Below are 21,689 nucleotides of genomic sequence, written 5' to 3' on the forward strand. Positions count from 1 at the left end.
ACTTATCTCCCGACAATTGTTAACTAGAATATTACTGATTATCCTTTGCCTGCGAAGCTGATGAGTGAAAACCCGTCAATATAGCTTAACCAAGGCAGAGCTACACATCGGAAATCTTAACCATTCTTTAGACAAGTGCGATCGTCCCATCAAACTGCTGCTAAGTATGTAACATTTTAATCGCCAGAAAGTTACTATCGAACCGGCAATAAAGCAAACACAGTTAAATTTGTTGAAGAACTCAAGCAAATCAATCCCACCGGTTCTGATAGCTTTACATTCTGTGACAGTGTAAACTTACTTAACGCACATCAAAGATTTTATTGCCAGTTTGGTATACTAAGACTGAACCGTATAGAAATACAAAGACCTTTATCAGTTTAAGTAAAAGAAATCTCGTTAAGCAAACATAAGGTAAAAGCTCCAGAAAACCAGAGCACTTTCCGAACCAATGACTAACAACAACACAGTCAAAACAATTCTGATTCTGGCAGCCAATCCTACCAATACCGCTCCCCTGCGATTGGATCAAGAGATCCGGGAAATTGATGAAGGATTGCGACGAGCAAATAAGCGAGATCAGTATAAATTAGAACAAAAATGGGCCGTGCGTTCCCGTGACTTTTACCGAGCTATTTTAGATTATCAACCCAACATAGTCCACTTTTGCGGACATGGTGCTGGAGCAGATGGAATTGTCCTAGAAGACGATACCGGAAAAATGGCGCTGGTCCAGACAAACGCCCTAGCTAGTATGTTTAAATTGTTTGCCCAGAAAGGTGTAAATTGTGTAATTCTCAATGCTTGTTATTCCGAAGTACAAGCCGAGGCGATTAGCCAATACGTTAATTATGTCATTGGCATGAATAAAGCCGTGGGGGATAAAGCATCCATTGCCTTTGCCGTGGGGTTTTATGATGCGATTGCTGCTGGATATACGCTCGAAGAATCCTACGAGTTAGGTTGCTCGCAGATGATGAGTTTCCGAGAGCATGAAACTCCTGTTTTATTGAAAAAGAATTTAATTGATGCTACGATTGCTCAGGGTGTAATTGCTGTTGAAGATGAGATTCCTCCGAATCCTTACCAAGGATTGTCTGCCTTTGGGGAAGAAGATGCCGACTTCTTTTTCGGACAGGAGAAATTTGTCAGTAATTTAGTAGAAGTAACGCACAAACAACCTTTGGTAGCAGTGGTTGGGCCAAGTGGCAGCGGTAAATCTTCTGTGGTGTATGCGGGATTAATTCCCCAATTGCGAAAAGAGGGAAACTGGTTAATTGAATCTTTCCGTCCGGGCAAAGAACCGTTTGTGCAGTTAGCTTTTGCCTTGGTGCGGCAATTAGAACCCGAAGCAGGTGAAACTAAACAACTGCGGGAAACAATGGGGCTAGCCGGTGATTTGCGAAACGGTAGAATCACTTTGCAGCAACTCGTCTCTCGCATTTTAGAGCGCAACCCAGGTAAACGGTTGTTGTTAGTTGCAGACCAATTTGAGGAACTGTACACTTTTTCTCAGCTCAAAAAAGAACAGGAACATTTTGCTGATGGTTTACTAACGGCTATTGCACAAAAAAATATTACATTAGTTTTGGCTTTACGGGCTGATTTTTACGGTTATGCCCTTTCTTATCGTCCGTTGCGGGATGCGTTCCAAGAGTATACACCACAGTTACTCAGTTCTATGAAATGGGAGGAATTACAGGCAGCAATTGAATTACCAGCCAAAAAGCTGGAAGTAGAATTTGAGGCACAATTAACCCAACGCATTCTTGATGATGTGGAGGAAGAACCGGGAAATTTGCCATTATTAGAATTTGCCGTAACTCGGTTATGGGAAAAGCAAATAAACCGAGAGTTAACTCACCAAGCTTATGAGGAAATTGGCGGGGTAAAAAAAGCAATTGCCAATCATGCCGAACAGGTTTATCAAAAACTGAGTGAAACCGAGAAAAAACAGGCACAGCGAATATTTGTGCAATTAGTGCGTCCGGGGGAAGGAACGGAGGATACCAGGCGCGTTGCTAGCCGTGCGGAAGTGGGGGAAGACAACTGGAATTTGGTCAGTTATTTAGCTGGATATCAAGCGCGTTTGGTAGTGACGGGACGGCAAGAAAAGGAAGATACCGTAGAATTGGTGCATGAAACCCTAATTCGGCAATGGAGAACTCTCCGCGAGTGGATAAATGCTAACCGTCAGTTTCGGACTTGGCAAGAACGGCTGAAGGTGGCGTTACGCGAGTGGAAAAATAACAACCATGACTCTGGGGCAATGTTGCGGGGTGTGCCGTTGAGTGTGGCGGAAGATTGGTTGCGTCAACGTGCCGATGAAATGACGCAGGAGGAGCGAGATTATATTCAGGTTAGTGTTAAAGAACGGGATAGAGAAAGACAAAAGGAGCAACGCAGGCGGCGACTGACAATTATCGGGCTAAGTGGCTTTTCGGCGATCGCTTTGGGTTTAGCAGGACTAGCTGGTGTTGGTTGGTGGCGTGCTACTATCAATCAAATTAATTCTCTGGCCCAATATTCCGACGGGCTTTTAAATTTAGATGGGACGAAAGCTCTCAAAACCAGTTTAAAAGCGGTTGTGCAAATGCGACGTACACCTTGGGTAGATGCTAATACCCAGACCTACGTAGAATTGTCATTATTAAATACAGTTTCTAATGTGGCAGCACCAAACACTCTAGGCGGACACGCGAACTCGGTTAATCGTGTCAGTTTCAGCCCCAATGGCAAGCTGCTGGCCACTGCCAGTAGTGACCACACCGTGAAACTGTGGGATACCACCACTGGTAAGCAAATTAACACCCTCAGCGGGCATACAGACCGAGTGAATGCTGTCAGTTTCAGCCCCAATGGCAAGCTGCTGGCAACTGCCAGTGATGACAAGACAGTGAAACTGTGGGATACCTCCACCGGCAAGCAAATTAACACCCTCAGCGGGCATACAGCCTCGGTTTATCTTGTCAGTTTCAGCCCCAATGGCAAGCTGCTGGTCATTGGCAATAGTGAGAACACCGTGAAACTGTGGGATACCTCCACCGGCAAGCAAATTAACACCCTCAGCGGGCATAAAGACGGGGTTTCGGCTGTCAGTTTCAGCCCCAATGGCAAGCTGCTGGCCGCTGCCAGTGGTGACAACACCGTGAAACTGTGGGATACCTCCACCGGCAAAAAAATTAAAACTCTCAGCGGGCATACAGACTCGGTTTGGGCTGTCAGTTTCAGCCCCAATGGCAAGCTGCTGGCTACTGGCAGTTGGGATAATAGTGTGAGACTGTGGGATACCTCCACCGGCAAAGAAATTAAAACTCTCAGCGGTCATACAGACTCGGTTTGGGCTGTCAGTTTCAGCCCCGATGGCAAGCTGCTGGCTACTGGCAGTATTGACAAGACAGTGAAACTGTGGGATACCTCCACCGGCAAAGAAATTAAAACCCTCAGCGGGCATACAGACTCGGTTAGGGGCGTCAGTTTCAGCCCCGATGGCAAGCTGCTGGCGACTGGCAGTGATGACAAGACAGTGAAACTGTGGGATACCACCACCGGCAAGGAAATTAAAACCCTCAGCGGGCATACAGACTCGGTTAATGATTTCAGTTTCAGCCCCAATGGCAAGCTGCTGGCTACTGGCAGTAGTGACAAGACAGTGAAACTGTGGGATACCTCCACCGGTCAACAAATTAACACCCTCACCGGCCATATAGACTCGCTTAGGGCTGTCAGTTTCAGCCCCAATGGCAAGCTGCTGGCGACTGCCAGTGGTGGCAAGACAGTGAAACTGTGGGATACCTCCACCGGTCAACAAATTAAAACCCTCAGCGGGCATACAGAGTTGGTTTCGGCTCTCAGTTTCAGCCCCAATGGCAAGCTGCTGGCTACTGGCAGTAGTGACCACACCGTGAAACTGTGGGATACCTCCACTGGCAAGCAAATTAAAACCCTCAGCGGGCATACAGACTCGGTTTGGGCTGTCAGTTGCAGCCCCGATGGTAAGCTGCTGGCGACTGCCAGTCGTGACAAGACAGTGAAACTGTGGGATACCTCCACCGGCAAGCAAATTAAAACCCTCAGCGGTCATACAGAAAGCGTTAGGGCTGTCAGTTTCAGCCCCGATGGCAAGCTGCTGGCCGCTGCCAGTGATGACAAGACAGTGAAACTGTGGGATACCTCCACCGGCAAGCAAATTAAAACCCTCAGCGGGCATACAGAGTTGGTTTGGGCTGTCAGTTTCAGCCCCGATGGCAAGCTGCTGGCGACTGGCAGTTGGGATAACACAGTGAAACTGTGGGATACCTCCACCGGCAAGGAAATCAAAACCCTCAGCGGGCATACAGCCTGGGTTTGGGCGGTCAGTTTCAGCCCCGATGGCAAGCTGCTGGCTACTGGCAGTCATGACAAGACAGTGAAACTGTGGGATACCTCCACTGGTAAAGAAATTAAAACCCTCAGCGGGCATACAGCCTGGGTTAATGCTGTCAGTTTCAGCCCCGATGGCAAGCTGCTGGCGACTGGCAGTAGTGACAAGACTGTGAGACTGTGGCGGTGGGATTTTGGTTATTTACTCAAGGAAGGATGCAATTTCATAGACAATTACCTTATACCTAATCCTAATGATGCAGATGCCCTGGAAATTGACAAAGATTTATGCAAAAAGCTTTGATAATTTTAGATTGAAAACTGCATAAAAAACTCAACCTCACTCCCATATAAAAATAAAACTTTTCCCAAACCCCTTACCCACCAACAACCATGACAAACCAAACCCCCAACTTCTACGCCCTCCTCATCGGCATCAATTTCTACTTCCCCCATCGCTTACCAGAAGGTAACTACTACAAAAACTTGCGAGGATGCGTTCAAGATATCAACCACGTCGAAACCTATTTAAAAGACACCTTCAACCTCACACCCGACCAAATTATTAAACTCACCGCGACTGCTTCCGACAATCCCAACCAACCCCAAGAACCCCCGGAACTCTTACCAACTTATGAAAATATCGTCGCCAAATTCAAAGAACTAACCGCCAAAGCTCAACCTCAAGACCGAGTATATATTCACTACTCCGGTCACGGCGGACGGGCGAAAACAATTTTTGAAGATGTCAAGGGTTCTATAGGTTTAGATGAAGCTTTGGTTCCCTGCGATATCGGTCAACCAAACTCACGCTATTTGCGAGATTTGGAATTTGCCAAACTCCTGGAAGAAATGGTGGCAAAAGAGTTAGTTGTAACCCTGGTACTCGATAGCTGTCATTCCGGTGGCGCAACCAGAGATATAGAAACAGATGACTGGAGTATACGCAGTGGCGGTTTTATTGACACCACTTCCCGACATACAGATAGTTTAGTTGCACCACTTCAGGAACTAGCACAAAATTGGCAAGCTTCAACAGAAAATAGTCGCAATATTACCGTCGTCAATGGTTTGTTACCAGAACCGAAAGGTTATACCTTAATAGCAGCTTGCCGAGATAATGAATTGGCTATTGAAAAGATTTTTGAAGGGACGGAACGCAACGGCGCTTTAACTTATTTTTTATTAAAAGCTTTGCGAGAATACCGGGGGACAGAACTTGCTGTAGAAGATTTGTTCAATCAAATATCTAATCAAGTTAACAATGACTTTAACCGACAAACACCGATGTTGATTGGCGATACAAATCGCACTTTTTGGGGCGGTCAATCGGTCGTTGCTAATCGTAATCCTCCGGTGAAGAAAGTAGATATTACCAAAAACCGAGTCCAATTGCAAATGGGTGAAGCTAGCGGCATTAAAAAAGGGGCAGAATTCGATATTTTTCGATTCAGAACGAGGGATTTTAATGTGAGCGAACAGCGAATTGCTACGGTTAAAGTTGTAGAGTTGGGAGCATCCGACTGTTGGGCAGAAGTAACGGCGCTACACAACGAATTTACAACCAGAGAACTCAAACCTAAATTAAGAGAAGGAATAATTGAAATAGGTTCACCTGCTGTCTATGTAGGGCCACCGTTGGAACAAATTCGCAAAGTTCGGATTCTTCTGCCTTCACCAATACCGCAAATTCCTGGTGTAGATGTGTCATCACTTCCTGGTGTACTCGAAACTACAAAAGAGGAAGTTGAAAATCATAGCTGGATAGAATTCTGTCCAGAAACCGAAAAAGATGAGAATGTGAATTATTTTGTTTCCGTGAATCCTCAAGGAGAATATTTAATTTTAGACGCGAATAAAGAACCTATCAAAAATGTTCTTGTTCCGATCAAAGTTGATGCACCTGAAGCAGCTAAAAAGCTAATTAATCGCTTAATCCATATTACCCTATATCAAAATCGTTTGGAGTGGGATAATGAAGATGCTTTTTCTCGCTTAAATGGCAAACTTAAGGTTGAATTGGTTAAATCAGTCAAACGGCAAATTGTGGTTTTGAATGCTGATGGTAACGTTCCTGTATTAGAAAATGGTGCAGAAGATATCACTTTAGTAATTCACAATGAATCTACTCGAAGTTTAAATATCACTGCCTTGATATTTGATATGGATTTTCGGATTTTACAAATCTATCCCAAAGGTGCGAATTATGAAGTTGTAGAACCCAAAGAAGAGACAACAGAAGCACTCAAACTATCATTGCCAGAAAATTATGAGGAAGGGGTAAATGTAATAAAAGTATTTGCAACTTTGGATGCAACGAATTATCACTTGTGGGAATTGCCAGCGTTAGACCAAGATTTACAGGGGCGCATGGCGGAGGTTGTAACTAAAGCGAGTAATGAATGGACGACGGAAAAGGTGGAATATGTGCTGAGGTGAAAAAAATGTAGTGCGCGCATCTTGCTGGCTGTTTTTGCCTAGTCCTTTTTGATTGACTTTTGGTTGATGTAATCAGAACACATCTGTTTATCCTCTGCTGTCACTTTCGGGTTGTTTTTGAGATAATCACTTATTGACTCGCAGCCTAATGCCATCAGTTTATCAAAATCCCCAGACCTTGAAGTCCACAGTTTGATGGTGTTGTCATAGCTAGCAGAAGCCAAAGTCTTGCCATCTGGACTAAAGGCGACGCTATAGACCCAATTGCGATGCCCAGTGAGGATGGCGATGAGTTTTCGGGTTTGTACGTCCCACAGTTTGATGGTACCGTCAGCGCTAGCAGAAGCCAAACTCTTGCCATCTGGACTAAAGGCGACGCTATAAACCCAATCGCTATGCCCGGTGAGGATCGCGATGAGTTTTTGGGTTGGCGGGTTCCACAGTTTGATGGTGTTGTCATCGCTAGCAGAAGCCAAAATCTTGCCATCTGGACTAAAGGCGACGCTATTGACATCTTTGCTATGCCCGGTGAGGGTAGCGATGAGTTTTTGGGTTTGCAGGTTCCACAGTTTGATGCTCTTGTCGGCGCTAGCAGAAGCCAGACTCTTGCCATCTGGACTAAAGGCGACGCTATAGACCGAATTGCTATGCCCGGTGAGGAGGGCGATGGCTTTTTGGGTTTGCAGGTTCCACAGTTTGATGCTCTTGTCGGCGCTAGCAGAAGCCAAAGTCTTGCCATCTGGACTAAAGGCGACGCTATTGACCGAATTGCTATGCCCGGTGAGGGTAGCGATGAGTTTTTGGGTTTGCACGTCCCACAGTTTGATGGCACCGTCAGCGCTAGCAGAAGCCAAAGTCTTGCCATCTGGACTAAAGGCGACGCTATTGACCTTTTTGCTATGCCCGATGAGGAGGGTGATCGCTGTTTGGGTTTGCAGGTTCCACAGTTGGATCGTCTTGTCATCGCTAGCAGAAGCCAAAGTCTTGCCATCTGGACTAAAGGCGACGCTATTGACCTTTTTGCTATGCCCGGTGAGGGTGGATCTGGTTTGCAGGTTCCACAGTTTGATGGTGTTGTCATAGCTTGCAGAAGCCAAAGTCTTGCCATCTGGACTAAAGGCGACGCTACTGACCGAATTGCTATGCCCGGTGAGGGTAGCGATCGCTGTTTGGGTTTGCACGTCCCACAGTTTAATGGTTTTGTCGGCGCTAGCAGAAGCCAAAGTCTTGCCATCTGGACTAAAGGCGACGCTATTGACCCAATTCCGATGCCCGGTGAGGGTGGCGATCGCTGTTTGGGTTTGCAGGTTCCACAGTTTGATGGTGTTGTCATCGCTAGCAGAAGCCAACGTCTTGCCATCTGGACTAAAGGCGACGCTATAGACCGAACTGCTATGCCCTCTGAGGGTAGCGATCGCTTTTTGGGTTTGCGGGTTCCACAATTCGATGGTGTTGTCATCGCCAGCAGAAGCCAAAGTCTTGCCATCTGGACTAAAGGCGACGCTTCTGAGCGACTCGCTATGCCCGGAGAGGGTAGCGATCAGTTTTTGGGTTTGCAGGTTCCACAGTTTGATGCTCTTGTCATGGCTAGCAGAAGCCAAAGTCTTGCCATCTGGACTAAAGGCGACGCTTCTGACCGAATAGCTATGCCCTTTGAGGGTAGCGATTGCTTTTTGGGTTTGCAGGTTCCACAGTTTGATGCTCTTGTCGGCGCTAGCAGAAGCCAAAGTCTTGCCATCTGGACTAAAGGCGACGCTTCTGACCCAATCGCTATGCCCGGAGAGGGTAGCGATCAGTTTTTGGGTTTGCAGGTTCCACAATTTGATGGTGTTGTCATGGCTAGCAGAAGCCAATGTCTTGCCATCGGGACTAAAGGCTACGCGATAGACCGAACTGCTATGCCCTTCCAAACTATTGCGCTCTTTTACTTCGGAAACTGCTTGTTGCAGCGCACCCATCACTTGTCCTTTGATGTCTTTTGTCGTGTTGGCTGAAGCATCTAGTTTTTTTAATGTTGTTCCGGCTTTCAATGCTTCCAGCAGTGCTTGAAATGTCTGTCCAGAAATAAATGATTGATTGGAAAAAGCACTTTCCTGAATGGTATTTGATAAATTATTAGCTTGAGTGACTTGCTTCCCGGCAAAAAAAGTTGCCCCAGTTGCAATTAACATAGCCACCCCGGCAAAAACAGAGGTTCCAATTGTAATCCATCGTGCCTTTTGCTGTGCCTTGGTTAGCGTCTGATTCGCTTTAGTCAAAATTTGATTAGCCTGTTTTTCAGCTTCAAATTCCCGTTCAAATTCCCGTTGTTGTACTTCCCGACTGGCATTTAAAAACTGATAATCTAAATCGCTCAAACTTTTGCCTGCCGCCCAAGTTTGAGCATCTTGCAATGCCTGACCCCGCAAGAATCGCGATTCATCTTGGCAATCAGAATCTTCCCAAGCTTTAAAACTTTCTCTGTAAGGGCGGAGATTCGCTAATTGTTTTTCTACCCAATCCAGGTTAAAAACAAATTGATAAATAGGGTTATGAACTTTAAGTTCAGCAGATTTTTTAACTACCAAACCTGTTAAGCGTAGTTCCATTTGTTCGGGAGTATCATCAGCGGCTATCTGATTTTGTTGTAAAATTTGCTGATATATCCCCAGCAACCGACTGGTACGTTGCTTGCTGCGTAAAATGCGGTCTCGAATCGTCTTTAAATGCTCTGGCTCATCCTGTCCTTCCCAATTCTCAATCACCTTCTTTTCGACTAACTTTGCTACCAAATCAGGGGGAGTTTCGATTGATTGGGAATTTAGATAATTCTTGAGAAATTTACAAACTTTTTGCGTTAAAAATGGCTGTCCGCCAGTCCAAGATAATATCGCTTCTAACAAGGCTTGAGAATTTTCTGCTTGAGTTTCTAGCCCTACTGCTAAAGGTTGTGCTTCTGCTAATTGAAAACCCGTTAACTCAATGGCACGACCAATATTAAACGGAGTGCGAAGCTGATTGCTTATTAAATCGGAAGGCGTTGCTACCCCAATCAAAGCAAAGGTTAAACGGTTATATTCGGGCTTGTCTGCACGCTGGTTAAAACAATCACGAATCACTGCAAAAAAATCATCAATATTAAAGGGCAAAGCCAATAGGCTGTCAATTTCATCAACAAAAATAACGATATATTTATCAATAAATTTAAGTAATACCTCTCCGATAAACTTGCTGAAACGTTGGACAGGAGACATCAGTTCGTGACTCGTCCACCATTCATAGGAATCGAAATTATTGTAGAGTTCAAAACTATTTACCAGCGAGTCAATGATTCCAAAATACCACTCTTTAGGAGTAATATTTGCAGTACCAATTGCTGTAATATCAACGGCAGCACAGGCAAATCCCTCCTGCTGCAATCTAGCCATTGTTTGCACGCGCAAGCTAGATTTACCCATCTGTCGCGAGTTGAGAACATAACAAAATTCTCCGGCTTTTAATCCGTCATAAAAATCTTGGTCAGCTTGTCTCCTAACATAGGTGGGTGCATCTACAGGTAGGCTACCACCTACTTGATATTCGTAATCTAAATCAGGTTTGTCATTCATTAATGAACTCCCAATCGATCTTTAAAATAAAGGCGGCAGAGATTGCACAGAGGAATCACATCATTACCTCGCAACTTCACTAAACCCCTACTGCGAAGTTTAAACGCTAGATTGGCTTCTAATCGTACCGGAACAGAACTAGCAATTACTTGTTTCATTGCTGCTTCCAAATTTGGATCGGCAGTGAGATTAATTAAATGATGGCGTAAATGATCGCCGTAAATTCCTTCTTCAGTAGGCGCAGTCTGTAAAAATTCCTCTAAGGTCAAATAACCGCGAGCAATTTCATAAAGGGCTTTTCTTAACAGGTAAGGATGCCCATCTACCATTCCAATCAATTGTTCTATTTTGCGAGCCGGCCAATTCAGTTGATGTTTTTGTACTAACTCAACAATTTCTTGATGGTTAAATTCTGGTAGATCAATTGGTAAACCTACATTAAAAGGCGATTGGTTGATATTCAAGGGAATATAAACTTCTTGGGAATGGGAAATTACTAAACGCAGTTTTTTCCAAGCTGGTTCGTTTTTTCCTTTTTCGTGCCACGCCCGCAGTAAACCAAAGAATTCCTGCGCTACTTGGGGATATTGAAAAACTCGATCGACTTCATCTAATCCTAACGTTAATGGTGTATTAATTGTTGCTAACAGGTAGCGCTGAAAATAGTTGCCGCATTTTTGTTTGCTACCCATGCCTTGTTTCCAGTAGTCCGCTACTCGGTCTTCTAAATTTAACTCATTGGTAATCTCACCACAAAACCATTGCAACAACTGATCGAGATTACTAAGAAAATTACCATCAGCAGATTGAAAGTTTAAATAGGCAGTTTGATGTCCCTGTTCTCTTGAATGGTGTAAAATGCGCTGTAATAAAGAAGTTTTACCCATTTTACGGGGTGATTTAATTCGGATCAAAGCTCCAGGTTTGGCAATAGTTTGGTAGCAGTCCGATTCAATGGGAGGACGATCGATATATAGCTGACAATCTAAGCTAACAGAACCTTCTGGGTTATCTAAATTGAGAAGAGAAACAGGTGGGGAGGGGAGCGAACCCGCATTTGCCACCGCAGGCGACGACTCCTCAAGTATATCGCTAACGGGAGCATCAGAAAAATCTGACTTCTTTTTCAGTACCGGAGTCAATTCTTCGCGAATACCTGCCATGCTGATACTGACACAGCCAAGCTTATAGGCAAATTCTATAGATTTCCCCGCGCCTAATGCGTCGTAAAAACCCACGGCGAATTCCCGTGCAGCATTATCTCCAACGGCTTTGTTCATACCAATAACATATGGTATATGACGTGCGATCGCATTTGCTTGCACTTCTGAATAACAGGCATTCAGCACGACGCATTCAACCTGATCCATAAATACTTCAAATAAGGCTGCTAAGGCTTGTACGCTTACCAACTTGATCAGCCCGGTTTCATCTTCTAAAGCTAAACCATCCTCTCCTGCACCATGCCCCGAAAAGTGAACGATCTGCGGATTATAATCTAATACTGCCCGCCGCATATCCGTGTGCGTTACTGCCCATTCTTGCTCCAGTTGGAACTTGTCACGCTTTTTAGAGCGTTGCAACGCATCTGAAATTTCGTGAACCTCTTTATCTAAGCGCAGGGGCGTGGAGTTTTTGGGGTTCGCTGCTAAAAACAAGAGCGTTTTTTTCTTTCTTGGGGAACTACTCATAAATCCGAATTTGACTAAAGGTGATTCGCTATTACTCCGTTTCCGCCCCAAGAATATCTAGTGAAGAGGACAAGGCTTTGATGCCGGCTTTTATATATCTTCGCTCGCGATCGCCCATAGAAGATATTATTGTTTTTTCATGCCGATCTACTTACTAGATTAAGTTTACCAGCTCTACGGGGATATACTGTATCATGTCACGTAAATTAACCACAATTATTGTAGCGGCGGGTTTACGCGCGATCGGCAATATCAGCCATAACTCCCGTAAACCCGATTCTAGAGGGAACTTTTAAGCTCTAAAATCTCCCAAAGCTTTCAAGGCAAATTGTGGCAAAGCTAACATCCTGCGCCACCGCCAAGGTTCTTGATAAAGTCGGTACAGCCATTCTAAATGATTGTCGCAAAACCAAGCCGGCGCGCGGTCTTTTGTTCCCGCCCAAATATCAAAACTGCCACCAACTCCCACCCAAATTGACTGAGGACAAAGGTGTCGGTGTTCGGCAATCCAAAATTCTTGGCGCGGCACTCCCAAGCCGACAAAAATCAGTTTGGGCTGCATTTGTTTGAGGCTTTCACGGAAGTCTTTCTCTTCCTCTGCGGAAAGATAACCGTGTTGAGAAGTAATCGACAATCCGTTAACTTTTTGCTGCCAAGTTTTGGCCGCCGCAGCCGCCACTCCTGGGGAACCTCCAAAGAAAAATAGTGGTTCCGAATCAGGTAATTTTCCGGCTTGCTGCAGCAGCGATTCTGCTAATTCAATCCCCGGATAGCGCTGTGCCGGTTTGCCACGCAGCCGCAAGTACAACACTACTCCCGAACCGTCGGGAATCACCAGTTCCGCTTGGCGGATTACATCTGCTAAGGCCTGATTTTGCTCGGCTTGCATCGCCATTTCAGCATTCAGCGTCACCACATGACTTCCTAACCCTTGATGCAGGCGCTGCATCAGCCAACCTGCATAATCATCTAATATGTGAACTGGTAGTCCCAGAACTGAAAATTGCGGGCGCGATCCATCCATATTTTTTCTTTGAGATTCCTACACACCTAGTTATTTAAATTAGCTTAGATTGGCGATCGACGCTAGACCAGTCTTGGACACAAAAAACCCGGTTTGTGCCACCAAGAGTCTGTTAAGTCATCGTTGGGTTGCCCAGAAACCGGTTTTTTTGTAAGCGAGGGGTCGCGCAAGTTCATTAGAGTTTGCCCGCCAAGTGCGATCGAGCATTAGTGTTCGATTTTTTTGACAGAGCCGTCTGCGTACCATTCCATCGGTACTAGCTCAATTTTACCATTAATTTTCACTGTAGAGTAGACAACTTTTACGAAAGGAACGCTGTTGTTATTGTGGTTTTGGGTAGACATGGCAATTACCTTCTTGTGTTTGGATAACTTGAGAAATGATCTAATCTCTGATATATTTAAAAGTCTATTCACCGCAAATCTACTCGCATCAGGAAAAAGAAGGAAAACGAAATGGCGATCGCAAAAACCCAGCGGCAAACCAGGTTAGATTATTACTACCAGCAAATCAAAAACATCATTCTCAAGCGCCAAAATCCAATTACTGGTTTGCTGCCGGCGAGTACCGCCGTTAACGCCCACGGCGACTACACCGATGCCTGGGTGCGTGACAACGTGTATAGCATTCTCGCAGTTTGGGGTTTGGGTTTAGCTTATCGCAAAATTGATGGAGATCAGGGCAGGACATTTGAACTCGAACACAGCACAGTCAAACTGATGCGCGGCTTGCTGTTTGCGATGATGCAGCAATCGAGCAAAGTAGAACGTTTTAAAAATACTCAGTCGCCGCTAGATGCGCTGCACGCTAAATACAATACTCAAACTGGGGGTATTGTTGTCGGTGATGACAAGTGGGGACATTTACAGTTAGACGCTACATCTATATTCTTATTAATTCTTGCTCAAATGACGGCTTCCGGCCTGCACGTAATTTTTACAATTGATGAAGTCAATTTCGTGCAAAATTTAGTTTACTACATCGGTAGAGCCTACCGCACGCCCGATTACGGGATTTGGGAAAGAGGCCATAAAATCAATCGCGGCAATGCAGAATTGAACGCCAGTTCAGTTGGCATGGCAAAAGCCGCCCTGGAAGCAATAAATGGGTTAGATTTGTTCGGAATTAAAGGTTCTCAAGCGTCAGTTATTCACGTTTTGCCAGACGAAATTGCCAGAAGTCGCATAACTCTGGAATCGCTTTTGCCTCGCGAATCTAGTTCAAAAGAAGTAGATGCTGCTTTATTGAGCGTCATTAGTTTTCCGGCTTTTGCTGTGGAAGATCGAGAATTAGTAGAACGGACTCGAAATAAGATTATTGACAAATTGCAAGGAAAATACGGCTGCAAGCGGTTTCTGCGGGACGGACACCAAACAGTTTTGGAAGATGCCGATCGCCTGCACTACGAACCCACAGAATTAAGGCAGTTCGAGCACATTGAATGCGAGTGGCCGCTATTTTTCACTTATTTATTCTTGGACGGCATATTTCAGGGAAATCAAGCCCAAGTGCAGGAGTACCAGCAGCGTTTGGAATCTCTAGCAGTCGATCGCTCTGGTTTGCCACTACTACCCGAATTGTACTACGTCCCCGCCGAAAATATAGAAGCAGAAAAGCTAAATCCCCGCAGCCAGCAGCGCTTACCCAATGAAAATATTCCCCTAGTTTGGGCGCAAAGTTTATATTTTCTCGGTCAATTGCTAAATGAAGGATTAATCGCAGTTGGCGACATCGACCCGCTGGGAAGGCACCTGTCAGTGGGCCAACAGAGAGAACCTTTAGTGCAAATTGCACTGTTAGCTGAAGACGAAGATTTGCAAGCAGAATTAGCCGCTAACGGCATTGCGGCACAAACCCCAAAACAGGTAGAACCAATTCAAGTCCGCCAGACGAAAGAATTATCAGCTATTTACACGCAAATTGGGCGCAACGACCAATTAGGCTTAACCGGCCGCCCCGTGCGCCGTCTGCGGAGTTTAACAACTTCTCGGGTGTTTAAAATTCGCGAAGAGGCGATCGTATTTCTCCCCTCATTTTTGAACAGACAAGAGTTTTACTTAACTTTAGATTACCATTTTCTAGTAGCTCAAATCAAGAGCGAAATAGCTCACATTCACCGCCACTGGTATCAGTTGGGACGCCCTACGGTAACGCTGATGCTGACTCACACGATGCTGGAAACCGGCCGGGAAGCGTTGTTAGAATTAATGAAGGAATTCCGGGATGGACACTGTAACAACACGCCAGTTAAACTCGGAAATCTTAAGCAGTTAATGCTGACTGCTGGCACCGAAAGAATTGATTTCATGCACGATTTTGAATTTACCGAATCTCCGGTAACAGGTGCAGTAGAAACCCGCAGCTATCTAACTTACCATCCTGAAAAGACTTGGCCTTTAGGTCACACGCAAGAATTTAAATTAGAGTGCGAAACTAATACTAATTTCTTGCTAACTAGCCTGCGCGAATCAGAAAATTTGTACGAACAAATTGAGTTGTTACACACGTTGGTCCGCCTCAAAGGATTAAATTTTGATACAGGATTTGGAGGTGCAGAACAAACAGTTAAAGTTGTGGATTTGCTCAACGAAGTTTATACAAAAGCTGGAGAAAGTTCACAATCAAAAATCCAATGGGCAGTCATCCGCCATGCCGCAGGTTTGCTCGACAAAGTTGATATCAGCTTGTCCGATGCGGTGACAGACATTTTGGTGCGGCAAAAACAGATTGCTGTGGGGAAAGCTTACAGCGAAGATTCGATAATTTCGCGACCCGGATCTTACACGGAAGTGATGGACAAAATTCGCCAATTCTGCGGAGAAGACATTCGCGATCGAGTTCTAACTCAAGAAGTTCTCATCTACCTCGGCCTGCTAATTAAAGCCGAACCTCAGTTATTTAAAGGCCTGCTGACGCTAAGAGTTAGCTACTTTATTTTGCTGCTGACTAGCGAGTTTGCCCGCGAATTGGGAGTGACGCAAAATGAAGCTTACGAACATTTAATGCAGCTAAGTCCCTTTGAAATCAAAAATCGCCTGCGCCAAGTGTTGACAGAATACGAGGAAATGAATCAAATCCTCAAACAGCAAGAATCCCTGCGCGTCAAACAGCCGGAAAAAGATATTAAATGGGTAGTAGCGCCAGTTTCTGAAGAACCAACAATGCCTGCGGGAGGATGGCGGCGGAAGCGGCAAATGGAAGGTGCAGTCAATCGCGTACCGAAAGATTTTTATCCGAGTGTTTGGGGATTGCTGCGGCACTGCAAAGGCTTAATAATTGGCGACAAATTAGAGCGGCGCAATCGGTTAGATAGCCATATTATATTATCGGAAATGACCCCGGGCGAAAAGAATTTCGCGCTACAAATCGAGCATTTGCTGAATAAAATTGTGGCACCTGAATACCGACAAGTCAATATTGAGGCGCTGATGGAGTTGGCTGCTATTGCCCAGCGCAACCCAGAATTGCAAGTAGAAGAATATATCGTTTTAGATGTATTAGTCGGTCACGCTGTCCGGTTGAATTGGCAAGGAAAATACCCGGAAAGAGCCGATAAATACGACGAAGATAAAGCGGCGGCTTGGCAAGCATTTTACAATACTTCGCCTTACGTTTGCGCGAGTCATGTACTGGATGCTTTCCGGTTCTTGACGAAATTTGGATAGATTGAGATAGTTCGGCGGTTGAAACCGCAACTACATAAACTAAGTCCGCCTCTGCGGACTAAGAAATAAGGGAGATATTTAAGCTTGATCGGGATTATGCTCAGATCCTCATGAGCGCGAGCGATGGCTATTAGAAAGCAGCTCACGCTCGCTCTGCACGTCCTTACCCTGCTACACATCACCCGACCGCATTTTTGGTACGGTTGGCAACACCGGCGACGCTCGCGCCATGCAGAGTTCGCTCGGCAAACTCATCATGGCGTTGACACAGCATTTTCGGTTTCTAGGAATAGCTTTGTACGGTTTTCTTCAATGCCCATTACCCTGATTCTTTCACGTTCTTTCTGGAAAATACGACCAAATCAGTGGGGTTTTCCTGACTGTTACTCCCACTTAGAAAGCGGCATCATAATAACTGTAAGCAATGAGCTTCAACCCAAGCTTTTCTTATAAAGCTTTACCAATCTTTGAGGTGACAGATTATGTTGATGCGCTATTGGCAACCTTTCACGGAAATTGAAACCATCCGTCAGCAACTCGATAAAGTTTTTGACCAACTGGCAACAACGAGAGATAACTCAGAAGCCACTTGGATGCCCGCTGTGGAATTGGCTGATGCTGGGGACAACTTCGTATTAAAAGCGCAACTGCCCGGAATTGACCCCAAAGACATTGACGTTCAAGTGACTCGTGAAGCAATTTCTATCTCTGGCGAACGCCGCTACCAAAACACAGACGAAAAATCTGGCTACGTCCGCTCTGAATTCCGATATGGCAAATTCCACCGGGTTCTTCCCTTGCCCGCACCAATTCAAAACGACTCTGTGCAAGCTGAATGCAAAGATGGCATTCTAACACTAACTCTGCCCAAAGTGACGGAAGCTCGCAATAAAGTCGTCAAGATTAACTTAGCCGAAATTGCTGGATCTTCAACGAATCCTGCTTTGGAACAGGCTAACCAATAAAGATCTGCTGTGCTTAATCGAGTGAGGCAAATTTTCCCAAATAGAGCCTAATTGGATTTACTTAACAACAACGGAACTGGAAAAGCTGATACCGGGAGCTACACTTGCTCTCGGTATTCTTTATTTGGGAAAGCCGAACGAAAAGCTACCTACAAATGCCGTGAACTGGTGTTAATTTAAGTTAGTGGAGCAAAATATTTCACGCTTGTGGGTACCCATTTTATTGAGTTTGCTCTCGCTACAGAGGATTGGCGATCGCCTCTAATCATCGGCTTATCTGTGGTAAAGTAGCACAGCTAGAGATACCATGCCAGCTCAAGCGCAATAGTTAAAGCATCTCAACCAGGTGATACATCAATTCCGAAAGTAGCCGCCCGATTTGATGTGAGTAAAGCATCTGTCCAACAACTGATGATTTTCTACTTTCCCAATTCCTCAATAGATAATTAGCCGATGAATATCCATAGCCTCTTGAGCCAAACCTCACGCCAACGGGTGAGTGATGGAGCCGTTTTACCCATCTTGAGCGGTTGCGAATCCTCTATGAGGCAATTGGTTCTGTTCTTGCCACAATTGGGAGATTTCGACAGCCTTGAATATGCTTGGTGGTTACAGCGGGACGCTCAACGGCTGGAAACACAAGGGATAGCAGTCCGAGCTGTGGGAATTGGCTCACTCTCCTCGGGTGAGCGATTCTGTGGTTATACAGGATTTCCTAGCGACTGTTTGTTTGTAGATCCTAGTGCCCAACTGCACCAAAAACTTGACCTGTATCCAGGTTTATCGTTAAAACTACCCGGTTTATCGGCTGCTATGAATGCTTACCTCAATCTATTGTTGATGTGTTCCGGGATTGGTAGCCCAGGCACTCTGGCAGAAGTATGGAGAGGATATCGAGGCGACGCAAAAGCACCTCAATTAATTGGTGATGATGAAATTATTCAGGCTTTCCCTCTTCCACCCCTCCGAGGCTCTACTTTCCGGTGGGCAGGTGGCAAGGGTTTCCAGCGTCCATTTGAATTGGCAACTTTACGGCTGCGGAATATGGGAGAAGTGCTGAGTAATTGGAAAACCTATGTTCCAAATGCTGCTTATCTCACTCAACGAGGTGCAACTTTTTTGTTTAATGCTCAGGGAGATTTAGTTTACGAGCATCGAGATCGCGCCATCCTTGGTTTCGCTGCTGATATGAGCAATCCCCTGACATTTCTCTCAGAAATGGTGGCTGATGGAGACTCGTTGGGGCAGGACGGTATGCACTAACTACCGCCCTTATGGTGTGGGACTTGCAGGGGGTAAGAGCGGTCGATAGCGAATGGGCATGGGCTTACGGATAGGGGGATTCATGCGATCGTACTCAATCCCATCATTGCTGCTGGCAATTTCTTGCTTACCATATTCATCCTGTTCCAGCAGATCCCACCTTTGCACATCTCCTTTCCAATTGAACTCTACCCAACCATGTAGCCCCGGTTCTTCCCGCCCTTGTCCGTCAAATAGCAAATGCACAATGTAAAGTTGATTGGTGGGCTCACTACCACCAAGAAACCAGTTATCGTCAATCTCCGCCTTGACGTTAGCTTCATCAAATTGAATGCCAACTTCTGAAAACGTAGCCATCGCCATTTGCCTTAAAGTTGCCTGATCCATCCCCTTTTGCCTCCTGATTGAGAGATGCCGATCGCAGCCACTCAGGCTGTGAACTTCCTCACTCCCTCTATGAAAACTTACAACTTCATTCTTGCACTGCTACCCACCATAGCCCGCACCAGCACGAGTCCCCAGCATGGGTGAACGGTGGATAGCTCACAGCCTCAAGGATGGGCATCTAGAAAAGCTGTTGCCCATCTGGGACTTTCAGCAACAAGTTACGCCCAATTACGCAAGCTATCGCTACACAACCCCATTTGCGATCGCCACCAACACCCCTATTTTGGGAAACTAAAACCGAACCCAAAACCCAACACGCCATGCCCTTGCCTCTCCGAATGCGTAGGCTCCATCCGGGGCGGAGCCATCGCTGCATCTTGTACTCAAACAACCCTTCCATCATTCCATCGGCCTGCCTAACTGAGTATGGAGCATAGACCACGGTTCTATGATTTGCTTGAGGCAAAGTCCGAGCGAGCGCTAACGAAACAATGAGGGGTTGAGTCGTGTTACTAATATGCTACAAAATGCTGTTTTAGGTGCGTCCTAGCGAGAGTGAGATCGCTCTCACTAACACGGACGGCTCCACAGGTTTTGTGATATGAGTTTGAAATCCGACCTGAAGTGCCTGCTGTCGATCAATTTCTGTGGCATACGCAGTCAGTGCAATGGCTGGGATCGTTCCACCTTGATTGGGGGGTCGCGATCGAATTTGTTGGAGCAGCATATAACCGTCCATCTCGGCCATCCCGATGTCACTTACGAGCACATCGGGAATAGATTGTTCCAGTGCTTGCAATGCTTCTTTGCCAGAAGCAACGGCCCTCACATGAGCCCCGTTTTGTTCTAACAGAAACGCTTGAAACTCACGGGTATCTGGCTCATCATCTACCAGCAAAATTTGAATGCCCGAGAGCAGTCCTGCATCTGTTTGGGTTGGGATGGATTCAGATACGAGCGATGGTGTCTGTTTCATCGTCGGCAATTGCACAATGAAAGTTGCGCCTTGCTCTTCACCCAGGCTCTGTGCCCACACTCTCCCTCCGTGCATTTCGACAATTTGTCGCGCGATCGCTAGTCCCAATCCCAATCCACCAAATTTGCGAGTGGTTGAGCCATCCTCTTGTCGAAAATACTCAAAAACATGAGGTAAAAACTGCGGATTGATACCTTTACCCGTGTCAATGACCCGAATTTGAGCTAGTTGATCGAGTTGCCGGAGTTCAACGGTCACTTGTCCGTTATTTGGTGTGAATTTGACAGCATTTGTAAGCAGGTTCCAGACGACTTGCTGCAAACGGGCTGCATCCCCAGAAACGAGGGCAACCTCTGGAGCAAAATCCAGCACGAGCTGAATATTTTTTGCTTCTGCTGCTAACCGCACGGTTTCCACGGCAGCAGATATGACAAACGTTAAACTGACGAAAGTAATTGTCAGGGACATTTTGCCCTGCATGATGCGGGAGATGTCGAGCAAGTCTTCGATTAATTGCGTTTGGAGTTTGGCATTACGTTCAATGGTTGCCAGGGCTTCTCGTTGACGGACAGCATCGAGTTTGCCGCTCTGCAGTAATTGAGTCCAACCCAAGATGGGATTTAGGGGCGATCGCAATTCATGGGAAAGCACTGCCAAAAACTCGTCTTTGATGCGGTTGGCGCGTTCTGCTTCTTCTCGTGCCACTTGTTCTCGTTTTAGTAGCTGCTCTCGTTCCGATTCAGCTTGCTTTTGCTTTGTGATGTCGCGTGAGATTGATAACAGTTGTACAACCATTCCTGATACATCTCGGATGGGAGTGACGATGACATCCCAGCACTTCAAGTTGCCCTTTGCCGTGGGGCAGCAGCCTTGAAGTTGACCAACATTGCCTGCAGAAGCTGCTGCAAGCGCTGCTTCTGCCCTTTGGCGATCTTCGTCTTGCCAGAAATCAAGCCATTCGGTGTTCAGGACAGATGCAGGAGCGTCGATTTCTAGGAGATTCAAGCCGCCTGTATTCAGATAGAGAAGTCGTCCCTCTAACGTTAAAACTTTGATGCAGTCTTGACTGCTTTCTAAAATGCGTCGCTTTAGTTCTTCACTCTTTTGCAGGGCTGCTTCTGCCTGTTTGCGATCGCTGATGTCGCGAGATAAACCGACGACCGATTCGACGGTGCGATCGGCGGCAAACACCGGGCTAAAAATATATTCAAAGTAGCCCTCAACTCCGGCTGGATTAATGTAGGGAGTTTCATTAGACCTCTTGCGAAAGTCTCAGGCGAGCTCTAATTTAGTCTTTAAAGAAAGTTCATAATTATAAATACCAGCGATC

The 21,689-nt window shown here is 45.8% G+C and carries 12 protein-coding genes; 6 read left to right on the plus strand and 6 right to left on the minus strand.

The features are described from left to right. The first annotated feature begins 451 nt into the window (after positions 1-451). Positions 452-4,666, plus strand: coding sequence for an nSTAND1 domain-containing NTPase (locus QUA04_RS14750; RefSeq protein ID WP_333258092.1), 4,215 nt, complete (start codon positions 452-454; stop codon positions 4,664-4,666). Positions 4,667-4,755: 89 nt separating this feature from the next. Further along, entirely contained in the window at positions 4,756-6,801 is a 2,046-nt protein-coding gene (locus QUA04_RS14755; RefSeq protein ID WP_333258093.1) for a caspase family protein, read from the plus strand. A gap of 38 nt (positions 6,802-6,839) precedes the next feature. On the opposite strand, the gene QUA04_RS14760 is transcribed toward QUA04_RS14755, so the two are convergent. The 4 genes from QUA04_RS14760 to QUA04_RS14775 all read right to left on the minus strand — a co-directional run bounded on the left by QUA04_RS14760 (position 6,840) and on the right by QUA04_RS14775 (position 13,447). Beyond that, positions 6,840-10,388, minus strand: coding sequence for a WD40 domain-containing protein (locus QUA04_RS14760; RefSeq protein ID WP_333258094.1), 3,549 nt, complete (start codon positions 10,386-10,388; stop codon positions 6,840-6,842). Further along, positions 10,388-12,079, minus strand: coding sequence for an AAA-like domain-containing protein (locus QUA04_RS14765; RefSeq protein ID WP_333258095.1), 1,692 nt, complete (start codon positions 12,077-12,079; stop codon positions 10,388-10,390). Before QUA04_RS14765 ends, QUA04_RS14760 begins: the two co-directional genes overlap by 1 nt. A 292-nt stretch (positions 12,080-12,371) precedes the next feature. After that, positions 12,372-13,103 (minus strand): WecB/TagA/CpsF family glycosyltransferase, encoded by a 732-nt coding sequence (locus QUA04_RS14770; protein WP_333258096.1) that lies wholly within the window; start codon positions 13,101-13,103, stop codon positions 12,372-12,374. Between the two features lie 206 nt (positions 13,104-13,309). Further along, a complete protein-coding gene (locus QUA04_RS14775) occupies positions 13,310-13,447 on the minus strand; it encodes a hypothetical protein (protein WP_333183364.1) in 138 nt (45 codons plus the stop codon). 111 nt (positions 13,448-13,558) lie between these two features. Between QUA04_RS14775 and QUA04_RS14780 the strand changes: the two genes are divergently transcribed. From QUA04_RS14780 to QUA04_RS14790, 3 genes are all read left to right on the plus strand, one after another. Then, complete coding sequence (locus tag QUA04_RS14780) at positions 13,559-16,768, plus strand: glycoside hydrolase family 15 protein (RefSeq protein ID WP_333258097.1); 3,210 nt, start codon at positions 13,559-13,561, stop codon at positions 16,766-16,768. A gap of 482 nt (positions 16,769-17,250) precedes the next feature. Continuing rightward, positions 17,251-17,733 (plus strand): Hsp20/alpha crystallin family protein, encoded by a 483-nt coding sequence (locus tag QUA04_RS14785; RefSeq protein ID WP_333258098.1) that lies wholly within the window; start codon positions 17,251-17,253, stop codon positions 17,731-17,733. A gap of 453 nt (positions 17,734-18,186) precedes the next feature. Beyond that, positions 18,187-18,996 (plus strand): peroxiredoxin-like family protein, encoded by an 810-nt coding sequence (locus QUA04_RS14790; protein WP_333258099.1) that lies wholly within the window; start codon positions 18,187-18,189, stop codon positions 18,994-18,996. A 9-nt stretch (positions 18,997-19,005) separates the two neighbouring features. Here QUA04_RS14790 and QUA04_RS14795 read toward each other — a convergent pair whose 3' ends face one another. After that, positions 19,006-19,383 (minus strand): hypothetical protein, encoded by a 378-nt coding sequence (locus QUA04_RS14795; protein ID WP_333258100.1) that lies wholly within the window; start codon positions 19,381-19,383, stop codon positions 19,006-19,008. 136 nt (positions 19,384-19,519) lie between these two features. Between QUA04_RS14795 and QUA04_RS14800 the strand changes: the two genes are divergently transcribed. Then, the gene (locus tag QUA04_RS14800) at positions 19,520-19,678 is read left to right on the plus strand and encodes a hypothetical protein (RefSeq protein WP_333258101.1); all 159 of its coding nucleotides are present in this window, start codon (positions 19,520-19,522) and stop codon (positions 19,676-19,678) included. 240 nt (positions 19,679-19,918) lie between these two features. Here the strand turns inward: QUA04_RS14800 and QUA04_RS14805 are convergent, their stop codons facing one another. Further along, positions 19,919-21,550, minus strand: coding sequence for an ATP-binding protein (locus tag QUA04_RS14805; RefSeq protein WP_333258102.1), 1,632 nt, complete (start codon positions 21,548-21,550; stop codon positions 19,919-19,921). Between the last annotated feature and the right edge of the window lie 139 nt (positions 21,551-21,689).

The organism is Microcoleus sp. S13_C5 (assembly GCF_036700845.1).
Classification (GTDB): domain Bacteria; phylum Cyanobacteriota; class Cyanobacteriia; order Cyanobacteriales; family Microcoleaceae; genus Microcoleus.

What these genes read in the sequence shown, in the direction of transcription:
- QUA04_RS14755 (WP_333258093.1), top strand. Translation starts at nt 4,756, where the DNA reads ATGACAAACCAAACCCCCAACTTCTACGCCCTCCTCATCGGCATCAAT.
- QUA04_RS14800 (WP_333258101.1), top strand. Translation starts at nt 19,520, where the DNA reads ATGGGTGAACGGTGGATAGCTCACAGCCTCAAGGATGGGCATCTAGAA.
- QUA04_RS14765 (WP_333258095.1), bottom strand. Translation starts at nt 12,079, where the DNA reads ATGAGTAGTTCCCCAAGAAAGAAAAAAACGCTCTTGTTTTTAGCAGCG.
- QUA04_RS14790 (WP_333258099.1), top strand. Translation starts at nt 18,187, where the DNA reads ATGAATATCCATAGCCTCTTGAGCCAAACCTCACGCCAACGGGTGAGT.
- QUA04_RS14760 (WP_333258094.1), bottom strand. Translation starts at nt 10,388, where the DNA reads ATGAATGACAAACCTGATTTAGATTACGAATATCAAGTAGGTGGTAGC.
- QUA04_RS14795 (WP_333258100.1), bottom strand. Translation starts at nt 19,383, where the DNA reads ATGGATCAGGCAACTTTAAGGCAAATGGCGATGGCTACGTTTTCAGAA.
- QUA04_RS14785 (WP_333258098.1), top strand. Translation starts at nt 17,251, where the DNA reads ATGTTGATGCGCTATTGGCAACCTTTCACGGAAATTGAAACCATCCGT.
- QUA04_RS14770 (WP_333258096.1), bottom strand. Translation starts at nt 13,103, where the DNA reads ATGGATGGATCGCGCCCGCAATTTTCAGTTCTGGGACTACCAGTTCAC.
- QUA04_RS14750 (WP_333258092.1), top strand. Translation starts at nt 452, where the DNA reads ATGACTAACAACAACACAGTCAAAACAATTCTGATTCTGGCAGCCAAT.
- QUA04_RS14775 (WP_333183364.1), bottom strand. Translation starts at nt 13,447, where the DNA reads ATGTCTACCCAAAACCACAATAACAACAGCGTTCCTTTCGTAAAAGTT.
- QUA04_RS14780 (WP_333258097.1), top strand. Translation starts at nt 13,559, where the DNA reads ATGGCGATCGCAAAAACCCAGCGGCAAACCAGGTTAGATTATTACTAC.